24 protein-coding genes and 1 tRNA gene are annotated in these 22450 nt (G+C 44.6%); 5 read left to right on the forward strand and 20 right to left on the reverse strand.

Translation table 11 applies throughout. The features are described 5' to 3' along the window. Window positions 1–23 precede the first annotated feature (23 nt). The 4 genes from NST38_RS30410 to rpsF all read right to left on the reverse strand — a co-directional run bounded on the left by NST38_RS30410 (window position 24) and on the right by rpsF (window position 1999). Window positions 24–614 carry a M15 family metallopeptidase gene (locus tag NST38_RS30410; protein ID WP_076252186.1) on the reverse strand — a complete coding sequence of 197 codons (591 nt, stop codon included), beginning with the start codon at window positions 612–614 and terminating at the stop codon, window positions 24–26. A 228-nt stretch (window positions 615–842) separates the two neighbouring features. After that, the gene (gene rpsR, locus NST38_RS30415; protein WP_017691433.1) at window positions 843–1115 is read right to left on the reverse strand and encodes a 30S ribosomal protein S18; all 273 of its coding nucleotides are present in this window, start codon (window positions 1113–1115) and stop codon (window positions 843–845) included. Between the two features lie 56 nt (window positions 1116–1171). Then, window positions 1172–1657 carry a single-stranded DNA-binding protein gene (gene ssb / locus NST38_RS30420; protein WP_017691432.1) on the reverse strand — a complete coding sequence of 162 codons (486 nt, stop codon included), beginning with the start codon at window positions 1655–1657 and terminating at the stop codon, window positions 1172–1174. Window positions 1658–1705: 48 nt separating this feature from the next. Further along, entirely contained in the window at window positions 1706–1999 is a 294-nt protein-coding gene (rpsF, locus tag NST38_RS30425) for a 30S ribosomal protein S6 (RefSeq protein WP_036611944.1), read from the reverse strand. 202 nt (window positions 2000–2201) lie between these two features. On the opposite strand from rpsF, the gene NST38_RS30430 reads away from it, so the two are divergent. Then, window positions 2202–2396 (forward strand): YjzC family protein, encoded by a 195-nt coding sequence (locus NST38_RS30430; protein WP_036671877.1) that lies wholly within the window; start codon window positions 2202–2204, stop codon window positions 2394–2396. 438 nt (window positions 2397–2834) lie between these two features. Here NST38_RS30430 and NST38_RS30435 read toward each other — a convergent pair. From NST38_RS30435 to NST38_RS30450, 4 genes are all read right to left on the reverse strand, one after another. Further along, window positions 2835–2925: transfer RNA gene (locus tag NST38_RS30435), tRNA-Ser, on the reverse strand. Between the two features lie 103 nt (window positions 2926–3028). Continuing rightward, window positions 3029–3238 (reverse strand): DUF951 domain-containing protein, encoded by a 210-nt coding sequence (locus tag NST38_RS30440; protein WP_036611950.1) that lies wholly within the window; start codon window positions 3236–3238, stop codon window positions 3029–3031. Beyond that, the gene (locus tag NST38_RS30445) at window positions 3228–4169 is read right to left on the reverse strand and encodes a mechanosensitive ion channel family protein (protein WP_036611953.1); all 942 of its coding nucleotides are present in this window, start codon (window positions 4167–4169) and stop codon (window positions 3228–3230) included. The genes NST38_RS30440 and NST38_RS30445 overlap by 11 nt, the downstream gene beginning before the upstream one ends. Before the next feature lie 14 nt (window positions 4170–4183). After that, window positions 4184–4447 (reverse strand): DUF3343 domain-containing protein, encoded by a 264-nt coding sequence (locus tag NST38_RS30450; RefSeq protein ID WP_017691427.1) that lies wholly within the window; start codon window positions 4445–4447, stop codon window positions 4184–4186. 117 nt (window positions 4448–4564) lie between these two features. Between NST38_RS30450 and yyaC the strand changes: the two genes are divergently transcribed. After that, window positions 4565–5170, forward strand: a complete 606-nt coding sequence (yyaC, locus tag NST38_RS30455; RefSeq protein ID WP_036611957.1) for a spore protease YyaC — start codon at window positions 4565–4567, stop codon at window positions 5168–5170. On the opposite strand, the gene NST38_RS30460 is transcribed toward yyaC, so the two are convergent. The 12 genes from NST38_RS30460 to rpmH form a co-directional block, all read right to left on the reverse strand. Beyond that, window positions 5145–5645 (reverse strand): DUF4446 family protein, encoded by a 501-nt coding sequence (locus tag NST38_RS30460; protein ID WP_036611960.1) that lies wholly within the window; start codon window positions 5643–5645, stop codon window positions 5145–5147. The two genes, yyaC and NST38_RS30460, sit on opposite strands and share 26 nt — an antisense overlap. A 140-nt stretch (window positions 5646–5785) precedes the next feature. Beyond that, window positions 5786–6940, reverse strand: coding sequence for an aminotransferase class V-fold PLP-dependent enzyme (locus tag NST38_RS30465; protein ID WP_076252189.1), 1155 nt, complete (start codon window positions 6938–6940; stop codon window positions 5786–5788). A 161-nt stretch (window positions 6941–7101) separates the two neighbouring features. Next, window positions 7102–7947: a ParB/RepB/Spo0J family partition protein gene (locus NST38_RS30470; protein ID WP_036611964.1), complete on the reverse strand. Its 846-nt coding sequence runs from the start codon at window positions 7945–7947 to the stop codon at window positions 7102–7104. Then, entirely contained in the window at window positions 7940–8701 is a 762-nt protein-coding gene (locus NST38_RS30475) for a ParA family protein (RefSeq protein WP_036611966.1), read from the reverse strand. Before NST38_RS30475 ends, NST38_RS30470 begins: the two co-directional genes overlap by 8 nt. A 189-nt stretch (window positions 8702–8890) precedes the next feature. Further along, the gene (noc, locus tag NST38_RS30480; protein ID WP_036611968.1) at window positions 8891–9709 is read right to left on the reverse strand and encodes a nucleoid occlusion protein; all 819 of its coding nucleotides are present in this window, start codon (window positions 9707–9709) and stop codon (window positions 8891–8893) included. Window positions 9710–10224: 515 nt separating this feature from the next. Further along, window positions 10225–10947, reverse strand: coding sequence for a 16S rRNA (guanine(527)-N(7))-methyltransferase RsmG (gene rsmG, locus NST38_RS30485; RefSeq protein ID WP_076252190.1), 723 nt, complete (start codon window positions 10945–10947; stop codon window positions 10225–10227). Next, a complete protein-coding gene (mnmG, locus tag NST38_RS30490) occupies window positions 10947–12836 on the reverse strand; it encodes a tRNA uridine-5-carboxymethylaminomethyl(34) synthesis enzyme MnmG (RefSeq protein WP_036611972.1) in 1890 nt (629 codons plus the stop codon). The genes rsmG and mnmG overlap by 1 nt, the downstream gene beginning before the upstream one ends. Before the next feature lie 222 nt (window positions 12837–13058). Beyond that, window positions 13059–14435: a tRNA uridine-5-carboxymethylaminomethyl(34) synthesis GTPase MnmE gene (mnmE, locus tag NST38_RS30495; protein WP_036671881.1), complete on the reverse strand. Its 1377-nt coding sequence runs from the start codon at window positions 14433–14435 to the stop codon at window positions 13059–13061. A 210-nt stretch (window positions 14436–14645) separates the two neighbouring features. Continuing rightward, on the reverse strand, window positions 14646–15347 hold the full coding sequence (jag, locus tag NST38_RS30500) for an RNA-binding cell elongation regulator Jag/EloR (protein ID WP_036611977.1): 702 nt from the start codon (window positions 15345–15347) through the stop codon (window positions 14646–14648). Continuing rightward, window positions 15344–16222, reverse strand: coding sequence for a YidC/Oxa1 family membrane protein insertase (locus NST38_RS30505; protein ID WP_076252192.1), 879 nt, complete (start codon window positions 16220–16222; stop codon window positions 15344–15346). The genes jag and NST38_RS30505 overlap by 4 nt, the downstream gene beginning before the upstream one ends. Window positions 16223–16297: 75 nt before the next feature. After that, window positions 16298–16648, reverse strand: coding sequence for a ribonuclease P protein component (rnpA, locus tag NST38_RS30510; RefSeq protein ID WP_036611981.1), 351 nt, complete (start codon window positions 16646–16648; stop codon window positions 16298–16300). Between the two features lie 358 nt (window positions 16649–17006). After that, window positions 17007–17141 carry a 50S ribosomal protein L34 gene (gene rpmH, locus NST38_RS30515; protein WP_017691413.1) on the reverse strand — a complete coding sequence of 45 codons (135 nt, stop codon included), beginning with the start codon at window positions 17139–17141 and terminating at the stop codon, window positions 17007–17009. A gap of 576 nt (window positions 17142–17717) precedes the next feature. Between rpmH and NST38_RS30520 the strand changes: the two genes are divergently transcribed. From NST38_RS30520 to gntK, 3 genes are all read left to right on the forward strand, one after another. Next, complete coding sequence (locus NST38_RS30520) at window positions 17718–18392, forward strand: GntR family transcriptional regulator (RefSeq protein WP_076252194.1); 675 nt, start codon at window positions 17718–17720, stop codon at window positions 18390–18392. A gap of 210 nt (window positions 18393–18602) precedes the next feature. Continuing rightward, window positions 18603–19964 carry a GntT/GntP/DsdX family permease gene (locus NST38_RS30525; RefSeq protein WP_036671886.1) on the forward strand — a complete coding sequence of 454 codons (1362 nt, stop codon included), beginning with the start codon at window positions 18603–18605 and terminating at the stop codon, window positions 19962–19964. Window positions 19965–20030: 66 nt separating this feature from the next. Next, on the forward strand, window positions 20031–21578 hold the full coding sequence (gene gntK / locus NST38_RS30530; RefSeq protein WP_074092902.1) for a gluconokinase: 1548 nt from the start codon (window positions 20031–20033) through the stop codon (window positions 21576–21578). The last annotated feature ends 872 nt before the right edge of the window (window positions 21579–22450 follow it).

Consider the following 22450-nt stretch of genomic DNA (forward strand, 5'->3'; position numbering starts at 1 on the left):
TTTAAGTGTATATATAACACCTTTTACTGAGAGTCAGGGGGTCTTTTACCACGTTTTAACTCATTAATACTCAGTCCAAAATCCATCTGCAAGTGAGGATAGTCCGGAAAGTTTGCCCAATCTCCACCCCAAGTGAAATCTAACTCTTTGGCGAGATCCACAACTTCCATCCAGTCTGCCTTGCCATTGCCGTTATCATCCCGTTCCATATCCCACACCACATCACCCTCAGGCGTCCTCAATGCAAAATCAATTGCTAATCCGTAGTTATGATATGACTCACCACCACGTGCATTAGTAACGATATTGCCTGCGCTTGAGCGTCCTTGGTTGAATAGTGCATCTTGCTCCTCGGAACTTCGGTAACCGTGGGTGATAACAATCTCTATTCCACGTCTCACTGCCTTACTTGCCAATAATTTCTCATTCTCTGCTACCACAGGATGTAGGCCGGTGATTGGCAGAGCTTCTTGGATTGTTGTCCCAGGCCACATATTATCTATATCATCTTTTTGCTGTAACCATACATATATAATGGAAAGTAAAAGAGTAGCTATAATCCAGGTTTTCAGACTTTTTTTTCTCTGTTTGCCTTTACGTTTTGATGTATTCATATCCACTCCTGGTGTTTATTCTGAAATAAACAGCTATTCCTGCTGCCCGAACCTTTTCAGTAGATTAGACTCTATTATAATTCATTTGAGCCTTGAATGCTTCTATCACCACAGTATTGAATTCTTCCATTTGTTAGAGTGGATCTGTTATTTCTAATAATTCTATTGATATATACAAAAAAGCAGCCGGCTATAAGCCGACTGCTTCGTATGCAAGCTGAGTAAAAACTACTCAGTTGTGTATGGCAATAATGCGATTTGACGGGAGCGTTTGATTGCAATCGTCAGCATGCGTTGATATTTAGCGCTAGTACCTGTTACACGGCGTGGCAAAATTTTTCCACGTTCGCTGATAAATTTACGAAGCAAGTCCGTATCTTTATAATCGATGTGAGTAATTTTGTTAGCTGTGAAGAAGCACACTTTACGACGTTTATTACGGCCGCCACGACGTGCCGGTCTTTTATCGTTGTCTCCGCCTTCTCTTTGCTTGAAGCCCATGCTTTTCAGTCCTTTCCTATCATGTAACCCATATCTCCTAAGAGTATCAGCTCATGTTAAAATGGCAAATCATCATCCGATATATCAATCGGTTTTCCGTCATCGGAAAAAGGATCCTGATTGTTGCTACGCGAATTATTGTTATTGTTCGCGCGTCCGCCGCCTCCATAAGAAGGCTCTTCACGCATTGGTTGCCCACCGCCGCCACCGCTATTATCACGGTTAGCTGACTCCAAGAAACGGACATTATCGGCAATGACTTCGGTCACGTATACACGTTTTCCTTCGTTATTCTCGTAGTTCCGTACTTGAATGCGTCCTTCGACTGCAGCCAGGCGTCCTTTGCGCAAGTAGTTCGCACAGGTCTCGGCAAGCTGTCTCCAGGTTACGACCGGAATGAAATCGGCTTCCTTTTCTCCCCCTTGGCTTGTAAACGGTCTGTCCACTGCCAAAGTAAATTGCGTAACTGCCACTCCTGCTGGAGTGTAACGCAACTCAGGATCCCGGGTTAACCGTCCGATCAGAATGACACGGTTCAACAATGTAATCCCCTCCTTCAGAGCGTATTGGTGCGTTAATCACGAGTAGTCTTAAGCAGACTTAACGTCGTTGGTAATGAGATAACGAATTACTTCGTCAGAAATCTTCATGAGACGCTCAAGTTCAGTTACAACTGCTGGTTCAGCAGTGAAATGTACCAGAACATAAAAACCATCACGGAATTTCTTGATCTCATACGCAAGACGGCGTTTACCCATAACGTCGTGAGCTGTAACTTCACCACCGCCGTTGGAGATGATGCCTTGGAATTTATCGACTGTAGCTTGAACAACTTCTTGCTCAATGTCAGGACGAATAATGTACATCACTTCATATTTGCGCATAATTTTCACCTCCTTATGGACTCTGGCCCTCAATCTAGGTTGAGAGCAAGGAACGAGCACAAACTCGAACTATATTAATATAACAAATACCGAGTCAAAGTGCAAGCAAACGTTCCCTGTACATATTGGCACATGATCAGCCCGGCTATGGAGCACACTACAGAAGCAACAAAGTAACATAATCTGCAGAGGAGGTTTTATCATGGGTGAAAAAACCGAGTTTGAACCAGGAGACAAAGCCCCAAACGATGGAGAGTACACGGAAGTTGGGGAAAAAAGCTTTGTCACGGAAATTCAGAACCCAAAGCGGGTAACGCTGCAAAAAGGTGAAGCTTTTCCCGAAACAAGCAATCATAATCGCAAGTGGAAGAAGCTGACCAAAGCCCGCGTCCATTAATCGCAATACTTTTTTACGATCGATGTATATAAAACGGAATAAAGCACATAATACAATCAGGCGGTGCACGAGAGAGGTGTGGTTCCGTTGGACAACGAAGCCGATCATTCGCTGTTGGAGATTCATCACGTAATTTAAGAAGCAAGTGGTTATGTGTAGTAAGGCCCTTCGTCTGAAGCACGCGTATTGCTACGTGCAGTACACCAAGTGTCTGATTGTTACGACCGATTGTTTCCTAACAAACAAATGCACCGCCGGATAAAGAGCCCTTCGGGGCTCTTTGTTTTTCGTTCGAGTCATTAATGATGCATCTGATATGGATACATGTTCAATACATATTCAATAAAACGTTATACAAAAAAAGACTTTCCTAATGGAAAGTCTTCTTATCGATCTTTTTATTAAACTCAATGTGTATTGAGTAAATTACAACTGAAGTGGCGGAAAGGGTGGGATTCGAACCCACGCACGCTGTGACACGCCTAACTGATTTCGAGTCAGCCCCCTTGGGCCTCTTGGGTACCTTTCCGCAGCAATATTGATTATAGCATGATCATTTACAGAACGCAACACTCCTACGGAGCCTGCATGTAAACGTTATTACGCATACTGCATACCGAATTATTGCAAGCTCAGGATTCAGTGGAATCCTCGGCTGAACGCAGTACCTTCTTCATGTTTTTCTCGAATTTCGCTCTTGGAATCAACACGCTGTGTTTACATCCGACACACTTAATCCGAATATCCATACCCATACGAATGATCTCCATCTCATTGCTGCCACAGGGATGTTGCTTCTTCATCTGCACGATATCCCCAAGCTGGAAACTTTTACGCTCCACCTGTGCCATCCCCCTCATCTTTCTCCAAAGCTACTGCCTGTTCCAATACGGCTTGATTGCTCATCTCATGATACTCCAGCGTTTTTTTCACATCGCCCTGAATCTGACGTTCCACCGAAGCACGAGAGTTAGGCATACATTCAGCCACAATTCGCACCACATACTCAGATGTAGACATCGACTGTATACCGAGTACATCCGGCACCTTCACAATATTTAGGTCACGCTCTTCAATCCCAACCAAAGACTTTTTCACCAGGTGTACCGACTCATCAAGGCTCAAGTCCGCCTTCATCGGAATATCCACTACAGCCAACGAATTCGACATGGAGTAGTTCGTTACACTTGCAATCGCCCCGTTTGGGATAATGTGCACTTCACCTTGCCAGCTGACCAGTTTGGTAGTTCTAAGTCCGATCACTTCAACCGTTCCCTTGTAGGTTCCCGTCTGAATAACATCCCCCACAGCGAACTGGTCCTCCAATATAATGAAGAAACCGGTAATAACATCCTTGACCAGACCCTGTGCACCAAAACCAATGGCAAGCCCGAGCACACCAGCACTCGCGAGTAGCGGTCCAACTTGGATATTGATCTCAGATAACAGTAGCAGAATCATAATAAAATTACATGTTATGGAGGTCGCATTTTTCAACAGTTCCCCTACGGTTACGAATCTGCGCGGATTCACGCGAATCTTGCCTTCCTGCTTGCGTTCCATGGAACGATCTATAATTCGATAAACCACCTTAATGACAATACGGGTGATGATAAAAATAATGATAATCCGGATTGAGCTGAACATAATGTTAAGCCACATTTCTGGATCTGCAATTTTGTTCCAGACTTTATCCGTCCATCGAAGGGCTTCACCGACGGCCGCTACCGCACCGCCGCCATCATTCCCTTGAGCAAACTCAAATGACAACATTCATCATGCCTCCTCTACATCGGTATGTTATCATAGCTGTCTTCTGTTTTGAAATAGAGGCCTCGGATCTCTACGAACTCATTACGAATGATCTTCTGCACTCGCTCCAGATCCTCTTTTGGAAACTGAATACATAACGCACACCCTGCTGTAATTTCTTTTGGTGTAGGGAACAAATCAATCTCTATCTCAGCAAACTCCAGCAGCATTTCAGCACGCAGTGCCTGCTGGGTTGAATCAAATGCAATCAGCATCCAATCGTTAATCCATTCGTCCATGTTCGGCTCCTTTCGCCATACGTCCAACCCTAGAGAAAAAGCTTGTCCTCGTGAAGTATAAAACGCTCTACCTTTCCATATACTGTTACTACTATTCCAAGGGAAAGGATAGATCCTATGAATCCTACTTCGCGTTCCTTTTCATCACAAGACATGACCAGTTTAAAAATCCCCCATACCGATCCAGGTATTCACTCAGCCATTACCCATCGTTTAATGTTCCATCTCTATAAAGCCCATTCTCTGCAAAATGTAGTGATTGTCTGCATCGGCACAGATCGCTCAACAGGCGACTGCCTTGGTCCTCTGGTCGGATCAGCCCTTTCCAAGTGGGACAGCCCTTTATTCCATCTATATGGTACCTTGGATGAACCAGTCCATGCGATGAACCTGCAAGATACACTCCACAACATACAGAAAACACACCATAACCCTTATGTGATTGGCATTGACGCCTGTCTCGGTCAATCATCCAGTGTGGGATGCATTCAAGTTGTGAATGGTCCACTCAAGCCGGGTGCGGGGGTAAATAAAGAATTACCGCCGGTCGGCGATATCCATCTGACAGGTATCGTTAACGTCGGCGGCTTTATGGAATACTTTGTTCTACAGAACACACGGCTCAGTCTTGTTATGCGCATGTCCGAGATTATTTCCAGCAGTCTATACTCGGCCATTCGGGAATGGCATACACGTTCTACTCTGCTTGCTGTGCCAGAGTAATAGCTTCCTTTTCCTCTGGGGACAGAGTATACGTGGACTCTCCCCCTTTAAGAGGTTTGGCATATACGTAAGAACCGTCACGGTTATATATCCCCGTAAGAATCATGCCATCCTGGCTATCGTTAATCATGGCCATTGAGAAGCTCAGATCACTGCCACGCTCTCCATATGCATTGTACCTTTTCACACCAACTTTACCTTGAATGCGGGTCAGCTTTTGCATGACAACTTGCAGCTGATTCGTTTGCAGTTTGTGTTCATCCTCAATGCTGTCCATCTGAATTTTCAGATTAACCAGCAACGATTCCAGGTCCTCTACTCCACTGCCAGCCATCATGGCTTCATATTTACGTTTAAACTTTCGTAACTTTGCCCCTTGAACAATACTCACAATCAGCAAGATCACCGTAAGTAATGCCATTCCGCCAATAATCCATAACAGCTGTTCCAGAATCAGCTCGTTTAATTCAGCCATGTAATTGCAACTACCCCTCTATATTTTTGATCAGATTAACGTCTGTCCTGTAATATTATCATTCATTATAAATCAACCCGATATCCATAAGCTTAATCAAGCAACCCTATATCAAATGAGTTCATCATTTCAACTCTAATCTAGTCTGCCCTAGTCAATTCCAACACTGCCTTAACGAGTGCTTCCACATGTTCTCTAGTTGAATTGTACCCCACACTGGCCCTTACTGCTCCGGTAGCGGTTGTACCAGCAGATTCGTGTGCAAGCGGTGTGCAATGAAAACCGGAGCGAACCGCAATCCCATAATTCCGATCTAAACGGAAGGCGAGTTGTGCTGAATCATACCCATCCACAGTAAAAGATACTAATCCAGTGCGTGGCTGTCCAATCTCTGGACCAAGCATTCGTATACCCTTAACGGATGACAACCCATCCATTATATGTTGGGTCAGTTCCCACTCATGTTGGTAGATGAACGCGGGTGTCATCTCAAGTACATTTTTCACACCCGCATTCAGCCCTGCGATCCCGACTGTATTCGGCGTCCCCGCTTCATACCGATCAGGACGCACCTTTGGCTGCTCCAAAGCTTCTGACTGACTTCCTGTTCCTCCATGAAGTAAAGGCTCTATATCGAGCTCTGGAGCAATGTACAAGCCCCCTGTACCCTGAGGACCGAGCAGTCCCTTATGCCCTGGAAAAGCCAACATATCAATGCCCAATTGTTGTACATTCACAGGTATAACCCCAGCACTCTGAGCTGCATCTACCAATAAGATCGCCTGATGTTTACGACACAGGAGCGAAATCTCTCCAATAGGAAGAATACTGCCAAGCAGATTCGAACTATGTGTACATACCACCAATCTGGTATTGGAACGAAACATACGTTCCATTTGCATCAGATCAATGGCTCCCGCAGCATCAACAGGTACATAATCAATCTCTACATTTCGGAGTCTTCGCATGTACTCCAGTGGTCGTCTGACTGAGTTATGTTCCGCCATGGTGGCAATCACATGGTCGCCCTCACTAAGCGAGCCTTGAATAGCTAGATTTAGCGCTTCTGTCGTATTTGATCCGAATGCAATATCATTCGCATTTTTGATTCCAAAGATATTGGATATGGATTTTCTCGCCTCGAACAATACACGACTTGCCTGAACAGCCATACGGTGACTTCCTCTGCCAGGATTGGCTCCGGCAATCTCCAATGCACTCAACATCGCATCACCGACAGCAGGTGGTTTGGGCCAAGATGTTGCTGCATGATCTAGATAGATAACTCCCTCCACCTCACAACCACCTCTGTCCTATAAATTAATAATTCGCCTGCACATATTGCACATATAACCCTATAAACAAAGAATGACATATCGTTTCTCCATGATACAGAGGCGATATGTCATGACATGAGTAAGCCCCGCATGTTGTTAATGAATCATAGAGCCGACTGTTATTGTAACAATTCCAATAGCCGTTCCAGATCCTGTTGACTGTAGTAGTTGAGCTCAATTTTACCTTTATCTTTATTGTGCTTGATTTTCACTGTGGTTTTGAAACGTTCACGAAGAGATTCTTCCAATGTATCAATGAATGGATCTTTCTTTTTTAACTTCGATTTGGCTTTAGCCTCACCTGTTTTGGAGCGATCCAGTTGTTGAACAGCTTCCTCCAACTCACGTACACTCCATTGCTGATCAATGGTCTGTTTGGCAAGTTGCTTCACTATAACCTCGTCTTTAACACCCACGATCGCACGTGCATGTCCCATAGATAATGTTCCACGTGAAACATGGTCTTTTACTTCTTCGGGCAATGATAACAGACGCAAGAAGTTAGCAATGTGAGAACGTGATTTACCTACTTTTACAGACAACTCTTCCTGAGTCAACGCGAATTGATCCATTAACCCCTGATAAGCAACTGCAACTTCCATGGCGTTCAGATTCTCCCGTTGCAGGTTCTCGATCAACGCAATCTCCATTACCTGCTGATCACTGAAGTTGCGGACTACAGCCGGTACCGTGGCATTACCACAATATTGCGAAGCTCTGAACCGTCGTTCTCCGGCGATAATCTCATAACCTCGTAATACAGGACGAACAATAATGGGTTGTATGACACCATGCTGACGAATGGACTCAGCCAGTTCATGTATTGCGCCCTCATCAAATACTTTACGTGGTTGATAGGGGTTAGCCCGCAGTTGACTAATCGGGATTTCTACGACTTTATCATCGTCATTAATTGAAAGCGAAGGAATGAGGGCATCAAGGCCTTTTCCAAGCCGCTTACTCATAAGAAATCACTTCCTTTGCGAGCTCTAAATACACTTCCGCCCCTCTTGAACGAGGGTCATACGTAATAATGGATTGACCATGAGATGGTGCTTCACTAAGCCGTACGTTACGCGGAATAATCGTTTGATATACTTTTTGTTGAAAATACTTTTTCACTTCTTCAATAACCTGAATCCCCAGATTGGTCCGCGCATCAAACATCGTCAGCAATACCCCTTCAATCTGCAGGGATGTATTCAGATGTTTCTGTACCAGACGAACTGTATTGAGCAACTGACTCAATCCTTCAAGTGCATAATACTCACACTGAATCGGAATGATCACCGAATCGGAAGCAGTCAACGAATTGATCGTTAACATACCAAGAGATGGTGGACAATCGATCAGTATGTAATCATAGTTTTTTTTCACCATGGCGAGTGATTTTTTCAGGCGAACTTCCCGTGATATCGTGGACACCAATTCGATCTCGGCTCCGGCAAGCTGAATCGTTGCAGGTATGATATGAAGGCCTTCAATCTGAGTCTCCAAAATTGCTTCTTGAGGAGGAACCTCATTAATAATGACATCATATATACAATTAGCCACATCTGCTTTATTGATTCCGACTCCGCTGGTTGTATTCCCCTGAGGGTCAATATCGACAAGCAATACTCTTTTCCCGAGTGAAGCCAGTCCTGCACCCAAGTTAACAGATGTCGTCGTTTTCCCCACACCGCCCTTTTGATTTGCTACGGCCATAATCTTAGACAATTACTTCACCTCAAATAAAATAGGAGTCTTTTCTGTAGGTTGTGAGATATTGTTAACAAAAAGCAGGCGGCTATCGTCCACACAAACAACAACTACCGTTCCATCAATATACCGACCGTTCTTTAAACATGTCAGACCTAACTTGCTTTATAGACATAAAAAGCGGCCCATTGCCGCCATAAGCTTCAATTATTTGCGTTTTGGAATATGGATAACGATCTCATAATGATCCTCATGGTCTGCTTCTTTTGTTTTGATGTCCAGACCAGAGCCAGTTACCATATCAATGGATTGGCGAATTGTATTAAGTGCAAGCCTTACATCCTTGGTAAAGGAAACACGTCTAGATTTTTTAATCTTGGAAGATTCCTTGTAGAAGGCAACACGTGCCTCTGTCTGTTTCACATTCAATTCTTTTTCGATAATCTCACCGAGCAACTTCATCTGCAGTTCTTCCGTATCCAGAGAAAGTAATGCCCTTGCATGCCGTTCAGAAATTTTGCGTTCCATCAATGCGGCCTTAATGCCGTCCGGAAGCTGTAACAACCGAATTTTGTTCGCGATGGTTGACTGGCTTTTACCGAGTCGTTGTGCCAGGCTTTCCTGTGTCAATTGATGCAAGTCGATCAGCTTCTGATAAGCGACAGCTTCCTCAATGGAAGTCAATCCTTCACGCTGCAAGTTCTCAATCAGTGCAATGGATGCGGCCTGAGAGTCGTTGAATTCACGCACAATAGCCGGAATCGTATCCAAACCCAATTTTCGAACTGCACGCCAGCGACGTTCCCCGGCAATAATCTCATATGATCCATTTCGCACGCGAACGACAATAGGCTGAATTACACCATGTGTTTTGATCGTCTGCAACAACTCATCAATTTTATCATCATCAAAAATAGTACGGGGTTGATATGGGCTGCTCACAATTTCATTAACCGGAATCTGTTTGATCTCATCTCCGTTATTGCGCTCCGCCAAACCAAACAACTTCGAAAATTGTTCTTTCATTCCGCAGATTACCACCTAGTTTCGTAATAGCTCCCACAGTCTTTGCAGGTGCTTCTTATTCAATAAGCGACCTTTCACATGCATCGTTCTTGGAATAAGTTTTGCCTTTCATAACGCTTTCTGTCATGCAACATCGAACGCATATCCATCTATCTATACATATAATCTATGATCGCTGTGACCCAGGATCGGATACTTCTATTCTATCATCTTTTCTATCATAATCCTATGCTTACCTATTCTTTAAACTCTACTAATTATCCTGCTTTTTCTTTGTGAATATTGGAAATATGACGACTTGCACAAATTCAATTAATGAAATTGTTCATGAGTTACTGTGCGTAAAATTCATCAATACAGGTTCTTTAAAAGATATGTAATACGAAGTATCTGTAATGTTGATCCAGTCCTCCATTTTAGAAAACAAAAAAAAGAGAATGTTTCACGTGAAACATCCTCTTCATCCATGTCTAAAATTCTATTTTGTTTTGACTTACTTCAAAACTATCACGCAACTATATCAGCGGAGTCTTCATTGGAGTACCTGGTTTACGCGGATACTTATATGGTGTCTTATCAAATTTCTGAATCAGAATGATGTGACGCTCTGATTCTTCAACCGGCAGCTGGAAAGGATGAACGGCCTTAACCCGTCCTTTCAGCTGATTGAAGCTGAACTCCGCTTCCTTCATTTCTTCACGCGGGTCTCCGCCCTTCATGGCAGCGAATATTCCACCTTTGCGAACAAACGGAAGGCAGAATTCATTCAGCACAGCCAGCTTGGCTACTGCACGCGCCGTAACGAGATCGTAGCTGTCACGATACCCTTCTTTGCGTCCAATCTCTTCAGCACGTCCATGGACCAATTCCACATCAGTCAGACCAAGGATATCTACCACATGCTGTAGAAAGCCAATACGTTTATTTAATGAATCAATGATCGTAAGCTTAATATGCGGGAAACAGATTTTCAGTGGCAATCCCGGAAAACCCGCTCCTGATCCAATGTCAGCAAGCTTATTCACTTTGGTCATGTCAGTATAAAAAGCCAGCGATACCGAATCATAGAAATGCTTGGTGTACACTTGCTCCCGATCCGTAATTCCGGTCAGATTCATCTTTTCATTCCAGGATACCAGTTCCTGATAATACAATTCGAATTGCTCCAACTGGAGTTCGCCCAGCTCTAATCCATGTTTCTTTAAGCGCCGCTGCAGTTGCTGTTGAATATCGTCCATTATTGTCCCCTTGCTGCGGTTACACGGTTATAATGCTCCAGGTAGACCAGCAGAATGGAGATGTCGGCAGGAGTAACTCCAGCAATACGAGAAGCCTGACCAATCGAGATTGGACGAATCGTAGCGAGCTTCTGTTTGGCTTCCATAGCAAGACCATGAATCTCATCATATACGATGGTGTCCGGAATTTTCTTTTTCTCCATCTTTTGCAAACGTTCCACGTGGATCAATTGTTTCTCAATATAACCCGCATATTTAATTTGTATTTCCACTTGTTCTTTCATATCTGCTGTCAGTTCTACCTCAGATGGTGAGAGCTGTTCAATCAGTTCATACCCCAGCTCCGGGCGACGCAGCAAGGTAAGCAACGTACTGCCATCCTGAATAGGTGTAGATCCGTACTCTTCCAGCTTGGCATTCACTTCAACCGGGCGAGCTTTAGCCACTTTCAGACGTGCAACTTCCTGCTCGACTTTCGCCTTTTTATCCAGGAATTTCGCATAACGCTCTTCAGGGATCAGGCCAATGTCATGTCCGATTTCCGTCAAACGCATATCTGCATTATCATGGCGAAGCAACAGACGATACTCAGCGCGTGAAGTCAACAGACGATACGGTTCATTTGTACCCTTTGTCACCAGATCATCAATCAGCACGCCAATATAACCTTGGGAACGATCCAGTATTACCGGCTCTTTCCCCTGTACTTTGAGTGCAGCGTTGATTCCAGCCATAACACCTTGTCCTGCTGCTTCTTCATAGCCAGAGGTACCATTAATCTGACCCGCCGTAAACAGACCTGGTAGACGTTTAGTTTCCAGTGATGGCCACAATTGTGTAGGCACCATCGCATCGTATTCAATCGCATAACCATTACGCATCATTTCCACTTTTTCCATACCTGGAATGGAACGTAGCATAGCCAGTTGAACGTCTTCTGGCATACTCGTAGACAACCCCTGTACGTAATACTCGGATGTGTTCTTGCCTTCCGGCTCAAGGAATATCTGATGTTTCGGCTTGTCGCTGAAACGAACAATTTTATCTTCAATGGAAGGGCAATAACGTGGTCCGGTTCCTTCAATAAGCCCCGAGAACATCGGAGCACGATGCAGATTATCATTAATAATCTGATGTGTATCCACAGATGTATACGTCAACCAGCAAGGCAACTGCTCATTATCGGAAGATTCTGTTTCATAGGAAAAGAACTTCGGCTTGTCATCACCAGGCTGAATTTCGGTTTTGCTAAAATCAATCGTATCCTTATGCACACGTGGTGGTGTACCCGTTTTGAAACGAACCAGATCAAAGCCCAGTTCACGCAGATTCTCTGACAATTTAAGAGAGGGTTGTTGATTGTTCGGTCCACTCTCATACATCAGCTCGCCCATAATTACTTTACCGCGCAAATATGTGCCTGTTGTCAGAACGACCGCTTTAGCCCGATACTCTGTTCCGGTCTGAGTCACAACGCCTACACATTTTCCGTCTTCAACGATCAGTGAATCAACCATACCCTGACGCATTGTCAGATTACGTTCATTCTCCATTGTTTCCTTCATTTTATGCTGGTAGGAGAATTTATCTGCCTGAGCACGAAGCGCGTGAACAGCAGGCCCTTTACCCGTGTTAAGCATCCGCATCTGAATAAAGGTTTTATCGATATTCCGTCCCATTTCTCCACCAAGTGCATCAATCTCACGGACAACATGTCCTTTAGCCGGTCCCCCAATAGATGGGTTACAAGGCATAAAAGCCACCATATCCAGATTGATCGTAATCATTAGTGTTTTGGACCCCATACGAGCTGCGGCCAGCGCGGATTCCACACCAGCATGCCCTGCACCAACGACGATTACATCATAACTGCCGCCATCAAAAGCCATTCCCGTTTACCTCCTTATTCCGCTGCATTTGGTGTAACTCACGCAGACGGATCATGTTCTACAATAATGAAACTACTTCTAACCGTTCATCGGAACTTGCATCCCTATCTATATGAAACCAACACGTAATGGCTACAATATCATTCTATCCTTTGACAACAGGCAGAAATTGTACCTCTCCATCATACACTACGATTTAACTCAATCGGCAGTATATTATTTTTACTTTCCTAGACAGAACTGGGAGAAAATCTGATCAATTAATGCATCATGTGCTGTATCTCCAACAATCTCGCCCAAATGCTCCCACGCCAAACGAACATCAATCTGTATCATATCGATCGGAATGAACTGCTCTGCTGCTTCATAGGCATCAACCAGAGACTGCTTCGCTTTTTTGAGCAAAGCAATATGACGCACATTACTGACATAGGTCAGATCTGCGGACTCCAGTTTACCACTGAAGAATAGCGTAGAGATGGCATCTTCCAGTCGATCCACACCCAGATCATCTTTCACCGACATCGGTACAAGCCGTTCTTCCGGAATGTAACGAAGCAGCACGTCACGTTCTACCTGTGGCGTTAAGTCCATTTTATTCATAATGATTATCGATTGTCTACCGCGGATTTGTTCCAATAATTCAATCTCATCGGGATGAAGTGGCTCCGCGGCATTCACAACCATCAAGATCAGATCGGCTTCACTTACTGCAGAACGAGAGCGTTCTACCCCGATCTTCTCTACAACGTCCATTGTTTCCCGGATTCCTGCTGTATCCAGCAATTTCAGTGGAATATTATTAATCGTAATGAACTCCTCGATCACATCACGAGTTGTTCCTGGAATGTCCGTAACGATGGCCCGGTTGTCTTGCGCAAGTGTATTCATCAATGAGGATTTACCTACGTTAGGTCTTCCAACAATAGCCGTCGTGATACCTTCTCGCAGGATCTTTCCTTGCTCTGCTGTAGTCAGCAATTTATCAATTTCAGTCATAACCTGACTGGACTTTTCTTTAATAAAATCAGACGTTAACGATTCCACATCATGCTCGGGATAATCGATATTCACTTCAATATGTGCCAGTGTTTCCACCAGTGTATATCGTAGATCACGCAATTTGGAGGACAGCTTGCCTTCAACCTGTTTCAGCGCAACCGAGAAAGCTCGGTCCGACTTGGAACGAATAAGATCCATGACACCTTCCGCCTGAGACAGGTCAATCCGCCCATTAAGGAAAGCACGCTTCGTGAACTCACCGGGTTCAGCCAGACGAATATCAAGCTGCAATAGGAGGTCCATGACCCGTTTTACGGACACCACACCACCATGCGCACTGATCTCCACCACATCTTCTGTTGTGAACGAGCGTGGTGCTCGCATGACCGTAACCAATACTTCCTCAATCTTTTCCCCATTAACGGGATCTATGATATGACCATAATGAACCGTGTGAGATGCTGCCTGAGTTAAAGGGGTTTTGCTGCGAAAAATCTTTTCCGTCTCCGACACTGCTTCCGGGCCGCTGACCCGGATCACGGCGATACCCGCCTCTCCGACAGCCGTTGATATCGCTGTGATCGTATCACTGATCATAGTTATCTCTCCTTGCTCTATTTTAAATTGCCGTCCCTCTGGGGACGCCATATCCATTTTCAAATCTATTAATGATATATCATATGACATGTTGTTTATCGTATTAAGTCCACTCTTTACTTGTTCTACGCACCTTATCAAATTGCTTCTGTACGAAAAAAGCAATGGCTTCTGCACCGGGCAGGAAGCCATTGCGTCTTCAATTTCGTGTTATTTCGTCGTAATAACCACACGCCGATTAGGCTCCTCGCCCTTACTTAACGTCTTAATCTGCGGGTGATTTTGCAGTTTTGCATGGATGACTTTTCGTTCGAGCGGAGGCATTGGTTCCAGTACAACTTCCTTACCGGTACGGATTGCTTGTCCAGCCAACCGTTCAGCCAGATCCTCCAGTGTCTTCCGCCGACGTTGACGGAAATTCTCCGCGTCGAGCACAATTCGAACGAAGCTTTCCGAATATCGGTTCGCTACAATGTTCGTTAGATACTGAAGCGCATCCAGCGTCTGTCCACGTCTGCCAATAATCATGCCCAGATCTTCGCCGGCAATATTGAAGATATGTCCATCCCGCTGTTTTTTGATATGCACTTCAACATCCAGTCCCATACCTGCTGCGACCTCTTTCAAGAAAGCAGCCGCTTCTTCATAGGGATTTTTAGCTGCAACATCCTCGAGTAATGCATCTACTTCAGACTTGTATGCAGCTGGCTTGATCGGCTGTGGAACAACTTCCGGTACAGGCAATAATTTCACTTCAACTTTGGCCGCCCTCACCCCGAACAAACCCAGGAATCCTTTTGACGGCTGCTCTAACACTTGTATCTCAACCTTGTCCCGACTTACGCCAAGCTCGGTCAATCCTTGGTTTACAGCATCTTCAACGGTTTTTCCTGACGTAATGACTTTGGTCATTTCGATTTTTTGGCCCCTTTCGACCCTTTTCCAGAGACGGTCGCTTTGCCACCGTTTTTGCGTTTAGCTCCATTTTTGGAAGAGCTATTCTGCTTCACGTTGACCTCAGCTACGATTTTATCATTATTCCGGTAAAGGAAATAGTTTTGCACGATCGTGTAGATGTTACTGTAGAACCAGTACAGCGGAAGTGCTGACGGGAACTGATAAGACATCACGAAGATCAAAATCGGGTACACCCACAGCATAAACTGCATCGGACCAATTTGCTGTGCAGGGTTCATACGCATCATCATCCAAGTTTGAATGAATGTTGTGATGGCAGCCAGCACTGGCAAAATAAACAGGTGATCGGGTGATCCGAGCTGGAGCCACAAGAAATCATGCGTTCTCAGACTGGAGTTTCCGTAAATTGAGTTATAAAGTGCGATGTAAATCGGCATCTGAATGATAAGTGGCAGACAACCGGCCATCGGATTAACTTTGTTCTCCTGGAACAACTTCATTGTTTCTTGCTGAACTTTCTCAGGTGTATCTTTAAACTTGGCTTGAATCTCCTTCAGCTGCGGCTGAATCGCCTGCATAGCTTTGGAGCTACGGACTTGTTTCATTGTTAGTGGTAAAATCAGAGTCCGTACAATAAGCACCATCACGAGGACGGCCAGTCCATATTCACCTTTGAACCAGTTGGCGAATGTATCCAGCGCCAGTGAGAACCAGTACACAACATTGGCTTGCCAAAAAGAATCACTATTCTTTAGATCTTCCGTAGTAACCCCGGCTCCTTGTGGAGTACATCCGGCGAGTACAGTGACCATTGCAATGACTGCAATGAGGAGAATCCACTTCCCCTTTGATGTCTTCAATCGCGACACTTCATAACCCCTCTCTTAACCAATCCATTCCATCGTAAAATCATACCATAATTAGGAGGACAAATAAACCGAAGCTTACCGCTTGCTCGACTTCAAAAGAGAGCCCTTTCGCATCGCATGTAGCAGGCTTTTTTCCATTTCCTTATAGGGCATGTCCAGTGCACCTTTTCTGACGATAAAAATCAGATCCATCTGCGTGACGATCTCATGCTCATGATGACGAACAATTTCCTTGATCATGCGTCTCATCCGGTTGCGTACGACAGCGTTTCCGATTTTCTTGCTGCATGATACGCCGACCCGAAATTGTTCCGTATCTTTACGGCGACAGCCATACACCACGAATTGATGATTGGCAAACGATTTCCCATACCGGTATACACGGCTAAAGTCCGCCCGGTTTCGTAGACGCAGTCTTTTATACACGGCGCTTCTCCTTGCTCTTCTCCACCAATGTTATTGACGGAGGCCTCATTACTGATTTAGTATAGGCTTTCTTGAATGACGGTAAACCGCCTTGGCGACAACTTCATTTGGGATGATTGTTAATCAGCTACTTGAACTGATCCGCATTCATCCGGGATGAATGTTGATTGGCCATTTAAACCTATCAACGATTCATCATTATATAAGGTAAGTTTTCGAAAAATGGAAAACTCACTCAACATACATTCGTGTGTGTTCAGCACTTTTTCGCAGACCATTCAGACCTGATCTGTAGCAGCATCCAGTCTGATTTGAGCTAATTAAGAAAAAAAAGACCACCTCGGTGGTCTTCAATGCATTAAGCACTCAGGTTTTTACGGCCTTTAAGGCGACGTGCGGCCAAAATTTTACGGCCGTTGCTCGTGCTCATTCTTTTCCGGAAACCATGAACTTTTTTACGTTTGCTAACGTTCGGTTTGAATGTAGGTCTCAATGTATTGCACCTCCTCACAAGGAAATACTTATGTGATGAATCACTTTCATCTTCACAGAAAACACCTTTATATATTTAACCATGATCACCTGGAAAAGTCAACTGCAAGGCGCAAGGCTTCTCCCTCTTTTATATACACTCTTCATCCCACCAATAGTAATGACCACAGTCCGTTCACTTTATTACCAATTTCAAGCCCCGAAGAGAGTCCTGAAAGTTATCCCCAGACCCTGATAAGATCACCCTATTTCAGCGTTTATAGTTATCCACACCCTCCAATACCTGTTATCTCCTTCATTTCATCCTGTTTGAAGTTATTCACATGTGGATAATGATTATAGGCTATTAATATCGTCATATTCTAATCCCGTTGTATCCGCTTCAATTAAGGTTTACAAGCTTTTGAGAAAGGTGTAGGATAAAAATCACATCTTGTATACAAGTAGTCCTTTGAAAAAACAATTAGCCGTTAGCTTGTAGCTACAGACTATCGATGGAACTGAATGTCCAGTCCACAAAATAGTTATGCTATGATCAGTAATGAACTGATTACTTATTAATAGGAGCGTTAGCCATATGTTATTTCCTTCTTCCTGGCTTCAAGGGGCTTCCCGTGGTGAAGCCATTGCCTGCGAATTAAGGCTGCGGATCATCAGCGGTACCCTTCGACCTGGAGAGATTTTGTCGGAAAACCGAATTGCGGCTGATTTTGACAGCAGTCGTTCACCTGTCCGTGAAGCGTTACGAACATTGTCCAATGAAGGACTTATTCGACTTGAACGTATGGGTGTCGTTGTCATTGGACTACGAATCAAGGATGTCGAAGAATTGTATGATGTCCGTTTCCTGATTGAAAGTTTTGTGCAGCAGCGACTTGCTGGTGATGTCCCAGAATCATTAATCACCCAGCTGCGTAACGTGATCGACAAAATGCAACTTGCTGGACGGCATCAGGACGCCGTCGAATTCGCCTATCAGGATCTCGTTTTCCACGAGACCATCATTGAAGCTGCTCAGCATTCCCGTATTTCACATCTATGGAAGAGTATTCGATATGTTGTGATGACCGTTATGCTGCTCACAACGAGCAGAGTATTTGTTCAAGGCGAGCAGAAAGTAAGCGCTGTAATTAAGAAACATCGTTTGCTAATTGAAGCACTTGAATCAGGTGACAAGGTGCTCATTCAGACTGGAGTCCGCACGTATTTCCAAGATTCTGGAAAAACCCTGCACGAAAGCTTTGATTCTTAATCGATGCAAGGCGTTTGCAATCATATCCGTCGTGAATGATTGCAGCTTAACTTGTCGACAAGTATACAAAATGCGATTTTGTTTCAAATTTGGGCATGATAAAACTACATTTTTCGCCAACACCTTCTGTAGTACTGGTACAACTTTAATTGTTGACGCTAATTTCACTTGTAAGCGTTCTATATCAGAAATAAAGGAGCACACAACATCATGAGCACTCTTTTTGGACTATCCCACAACGCAACATTATTGGTTTGGACGTTAATTGCGATCGTTTTTCTGATCGTTTTGATCTCCAAGTATAAATGGAATCCCTTTATCACCCTGCTGTTGTCCGCATTAATGCTCGGTTTGCTTACAGGCATGAAACCTGCCGATGTGATCTCTTCCATTACCGGGGGACTTGGCGGCACACTTGGAACCATCGCAATTGTTATTGCTCTCGGTACGATGCTTGGTAAGATGATGGCCGAATCTGGAGGTGCCGAGCGCATTGCAACTACATTGGTTGATCGGTTCGGTGTAAAACGTGTGCACTGGGCCATGATGATTGTTGGATTTATCGTGGGTATTCCCGTTTTCTTCGAAGTCGGCGTGATTTTGATGATCCCTATCATTTTCACGGTTGCACGTAAAACCAACATGTCATTGCTGCAGATTGGTATTCCCATTTTGGCAGGTCTGTCGACCGTACACGGTTTGGTTCCACCCCATCCAGCGCCAATGATAGCGATTGAAGCCTTCAGCGCGGATCTGGGTAAAACCATTTTGTACTCTCTTATTGTTGGTATTCCTACAGCGATTATTGCAGGTCCTTTGTTTGGTAAATTTATTGGAAAAAGAATACACACCGAACCGCCAGCAGAACTGGCTGAACAATTCGCAACCAAAACAAACAGCAACATGCCTGGGTTTGGTATTACCCTGTTTACCATATTGCTGCCGGTTATTTTGATGCTGATTGGTTCCATAGCAAGCATCATTGACCCAAATGCCACGAGCGGTTTCACCGTTTTCAGTGAATTTATCGGCCATGAGATCATTGCTTTGCTCATTTCAGTTGTATTTGCCCTCTTTTCACTCGGCTTTGCACGTGGATTCACCAAACATGATATTTCCCGTTTCACCAGTGAATGTCTGGCGCCTACGGCGACCATCATTCTCATTATTGGTGGAGGCGGTGCCTTCAAACAGGTATTGATCAATAGTGGTGTGGGTAACGCGATTGCTGAAGTCGCTACCCATGCCAACATCAACGTGATCCTGTTTGCCTGGCTTGTCGCTGGGCTCATTCGTGTAGCTACCGGTTCAGCAACCGTAGCCATGACAACAGCCGCCGGTATTGTCGCTCCAGTGCTTGCACTCACACCAGGGGCCAATATTGAGCTGGTTGTACTCGCCACAGGTGCGGGGTCACTCATCTTGTCTCATGTAAACGATGCAGGATTCTGGATGATCAAAGAATTCTTCAATATGAGCGTTTCCCAGACATTGAAAACGTGGACCGTTATGGAAACACTATTATCCGTGGTCGGACTGATCTTTATTTTGCTCCTGAGTACAGTGGTATAAATGGAGTATCTATAGTAGAAAGAAATTAAAATCTCATCGCTTTTTGGAGAAAGAAGGATTAAATACATGAACAACTATATGATTGGGATCGATATTGGTACCACCAGTACCAAATCCGTATTATTTACCGAGCAAGGCTCTGTCGTCAGTACCTCAACGCAGGAATATCCTTTGTATACCCCAGCACCCGATGTTGCCGAGCAGGACCCTGAAGAGATTGTGCAAGCAGCCCTCCGCTCTGTGCGAGGAGTCATGGATCAGAGTGGTGTTGCTGCCGAGCAGATCCTGTTTGTATCCTGCAGCTCGGCTATGCATAGTGTCATTGCCATGGGACAGGATAATAAACCCTTAACCCGTTGCATCACCTGGGCGGATAATCGAAGTGCAGCTTGGTCTGCCAAGCTGCAAGAGAATGGATTGGGCCATCGCATTTATCTGCGCACAGGTACACCGATCCATCCCATGTCACCGCTGACCAAATTAATGTGGCTGCGCCACGATGAACCTGAACTTTTTGAGAGTACCGCCAAATTTATTTCGATTAAAGAATATCTGTTCTTCCGTCTATTCGGACAATATGTCGTCGACCATTCCATCGCTTCCTGCACAGGTTTGCTCAATCTGGAACAACTGGACTGGGACGCAGAGGCCCTTGAGGTTGCAGGCATTACACCCGACCATCTCTCGAAGCTTGTACCTACAACACATATATTAGAAGGAATGAATCACGAATCGGCTGAAAAAATGGCTCTCTCCCCCTCTACGCCCTTTGTTATTGGCGCAAGTGATGGGGTTTTATCCAATCTCGGCGTAAATGCCATTGAACCTGGTGTTGTCGCAGCAACCATCGGAACCAGCGGGGCCATTCGCACTGTCGTGGACCGTCCAGTTACCGATCCCAAAGGTCGAACCTTCTGTTATGCCCTCACAGAGAATCTTTGGGTCATTGGTGGACCTGTGAATAACGGTGGCATGCTGTTTCGTTGGGTGCGGGATGAATTCGCCGCGTCTGAAGTGGAGACAGCGAAACGACTTGGCATCAATTCCTATGATGTACTGACCAAAATTGCCGAACGTGTCCGGCCGGGATCGGAAGGGCTTCTGTTCCATCCGTACCTTTCGGGCGAACGTGCCCCTTTATGGAATCCGGATGCCCGTGGCTCCTTTTTTGGCTTAACACTCCATCACCAGAAAGAGCATATGATTCGTGCTGTCCTGGAAGGGGTTATTTTCAACCTATATACGGTACTGCTCGCCATGGAAGAACAGATTGGGCAACCTACCTCCATTCAAGCCACCGGTGGGTTTGCACGCTCTCCTCTCTGGCGCCAGATGATGTCTGATATCTTCAATCAGGAAGTGGTTGTACCCGAGAGCTTCGAAAGTTCCTGTTTGGGTGCCGTCGTGCTTGGTTTGTACGCTACAGGGCGGATCCAATCGCTTCATGCCGTTTCTTCCATGGTCGGTACAACGCATCGGCATACCCCTGTCAAAGAGAATGCTGTACTCTACCAAGAGCTGCTGCCCATCTTTATTCGGATCTCTCGCAAACTGGAAGAGGAATACGCAGATATCGCTGAATTCCAGCGTAAGATGTCCCTTCCCCGTCTCTAAATCATCAATCCATACTTCGTCCCTGCACCAAAAAAAGAGGGTGTCCTCTAAAACCAAAAATCGGTTTTAGAGGACACCCTCTTTTGCTATACACGCATAATCTATCCTTTGATTTCATATTATACATTCATACACTTCAACCTCCATATTCAATCATCAGCTTACCTCTTGATCCTCATAATTCTCATTCCATATGTCTCAGAATGAAGTCATCTATGTCCATTATCCTTATAAATTGTCATCACAGAATTACCATCTACTTAGAAAATACACCACTGATCTTGTTCAATTAAAAGCATGAGTTTACTCCCCCTCTCCGTCTCCCATCCAGATACTGAATTCGTCGCTTTCACCATCGCCCCATTGGCAAGAAAAACACGAGGGTGAGAGGTCACTCTTTTTCCGATCTCAATCATGCTCCATTTTCACTTCACGGTTATCCACAGACAGGTTATTCACAAACGAAGAATACTTTTACACACAATTTGGCATCATTTGACGGATAACCTGTGTATAAGACATTTTTGGTTTTTGGGTCATTCTGTCGAAAATTAAACAGTTTATAAACAATATATTGTGTTGTGACTAAAAATTATACACAAGTTATTGAATTTGTGGATAAAATCACGCGATACGTTGAAATGCGGGGTTTCTTTTGCTATGATTGTATTACTTTTGGATGTGAATATGTGATCTGACCCATAATATTATCAACAGCCTGTGGATAAAGTTGTGAACAATTTTCCGTTGTTCATACTTTTTTTGTTTTCGACCTGCGGGGGTTTGGGGATAAATTCAACAATATATCTCGTATTTCGACACTGCATCATGGCTTAAGCCACACTTGGAACATGTAAAAGGAGTGACAGTCT

The organism is Paenibacillus sp. FSL H8-0104 (assembly GCF_038050215.1).
GTDB lineage: Bacteria > Bacillota > Bacilli > Paenibacillales > Paenibacillaceae > Paenibacillus > Paenibacillus amylolyticus.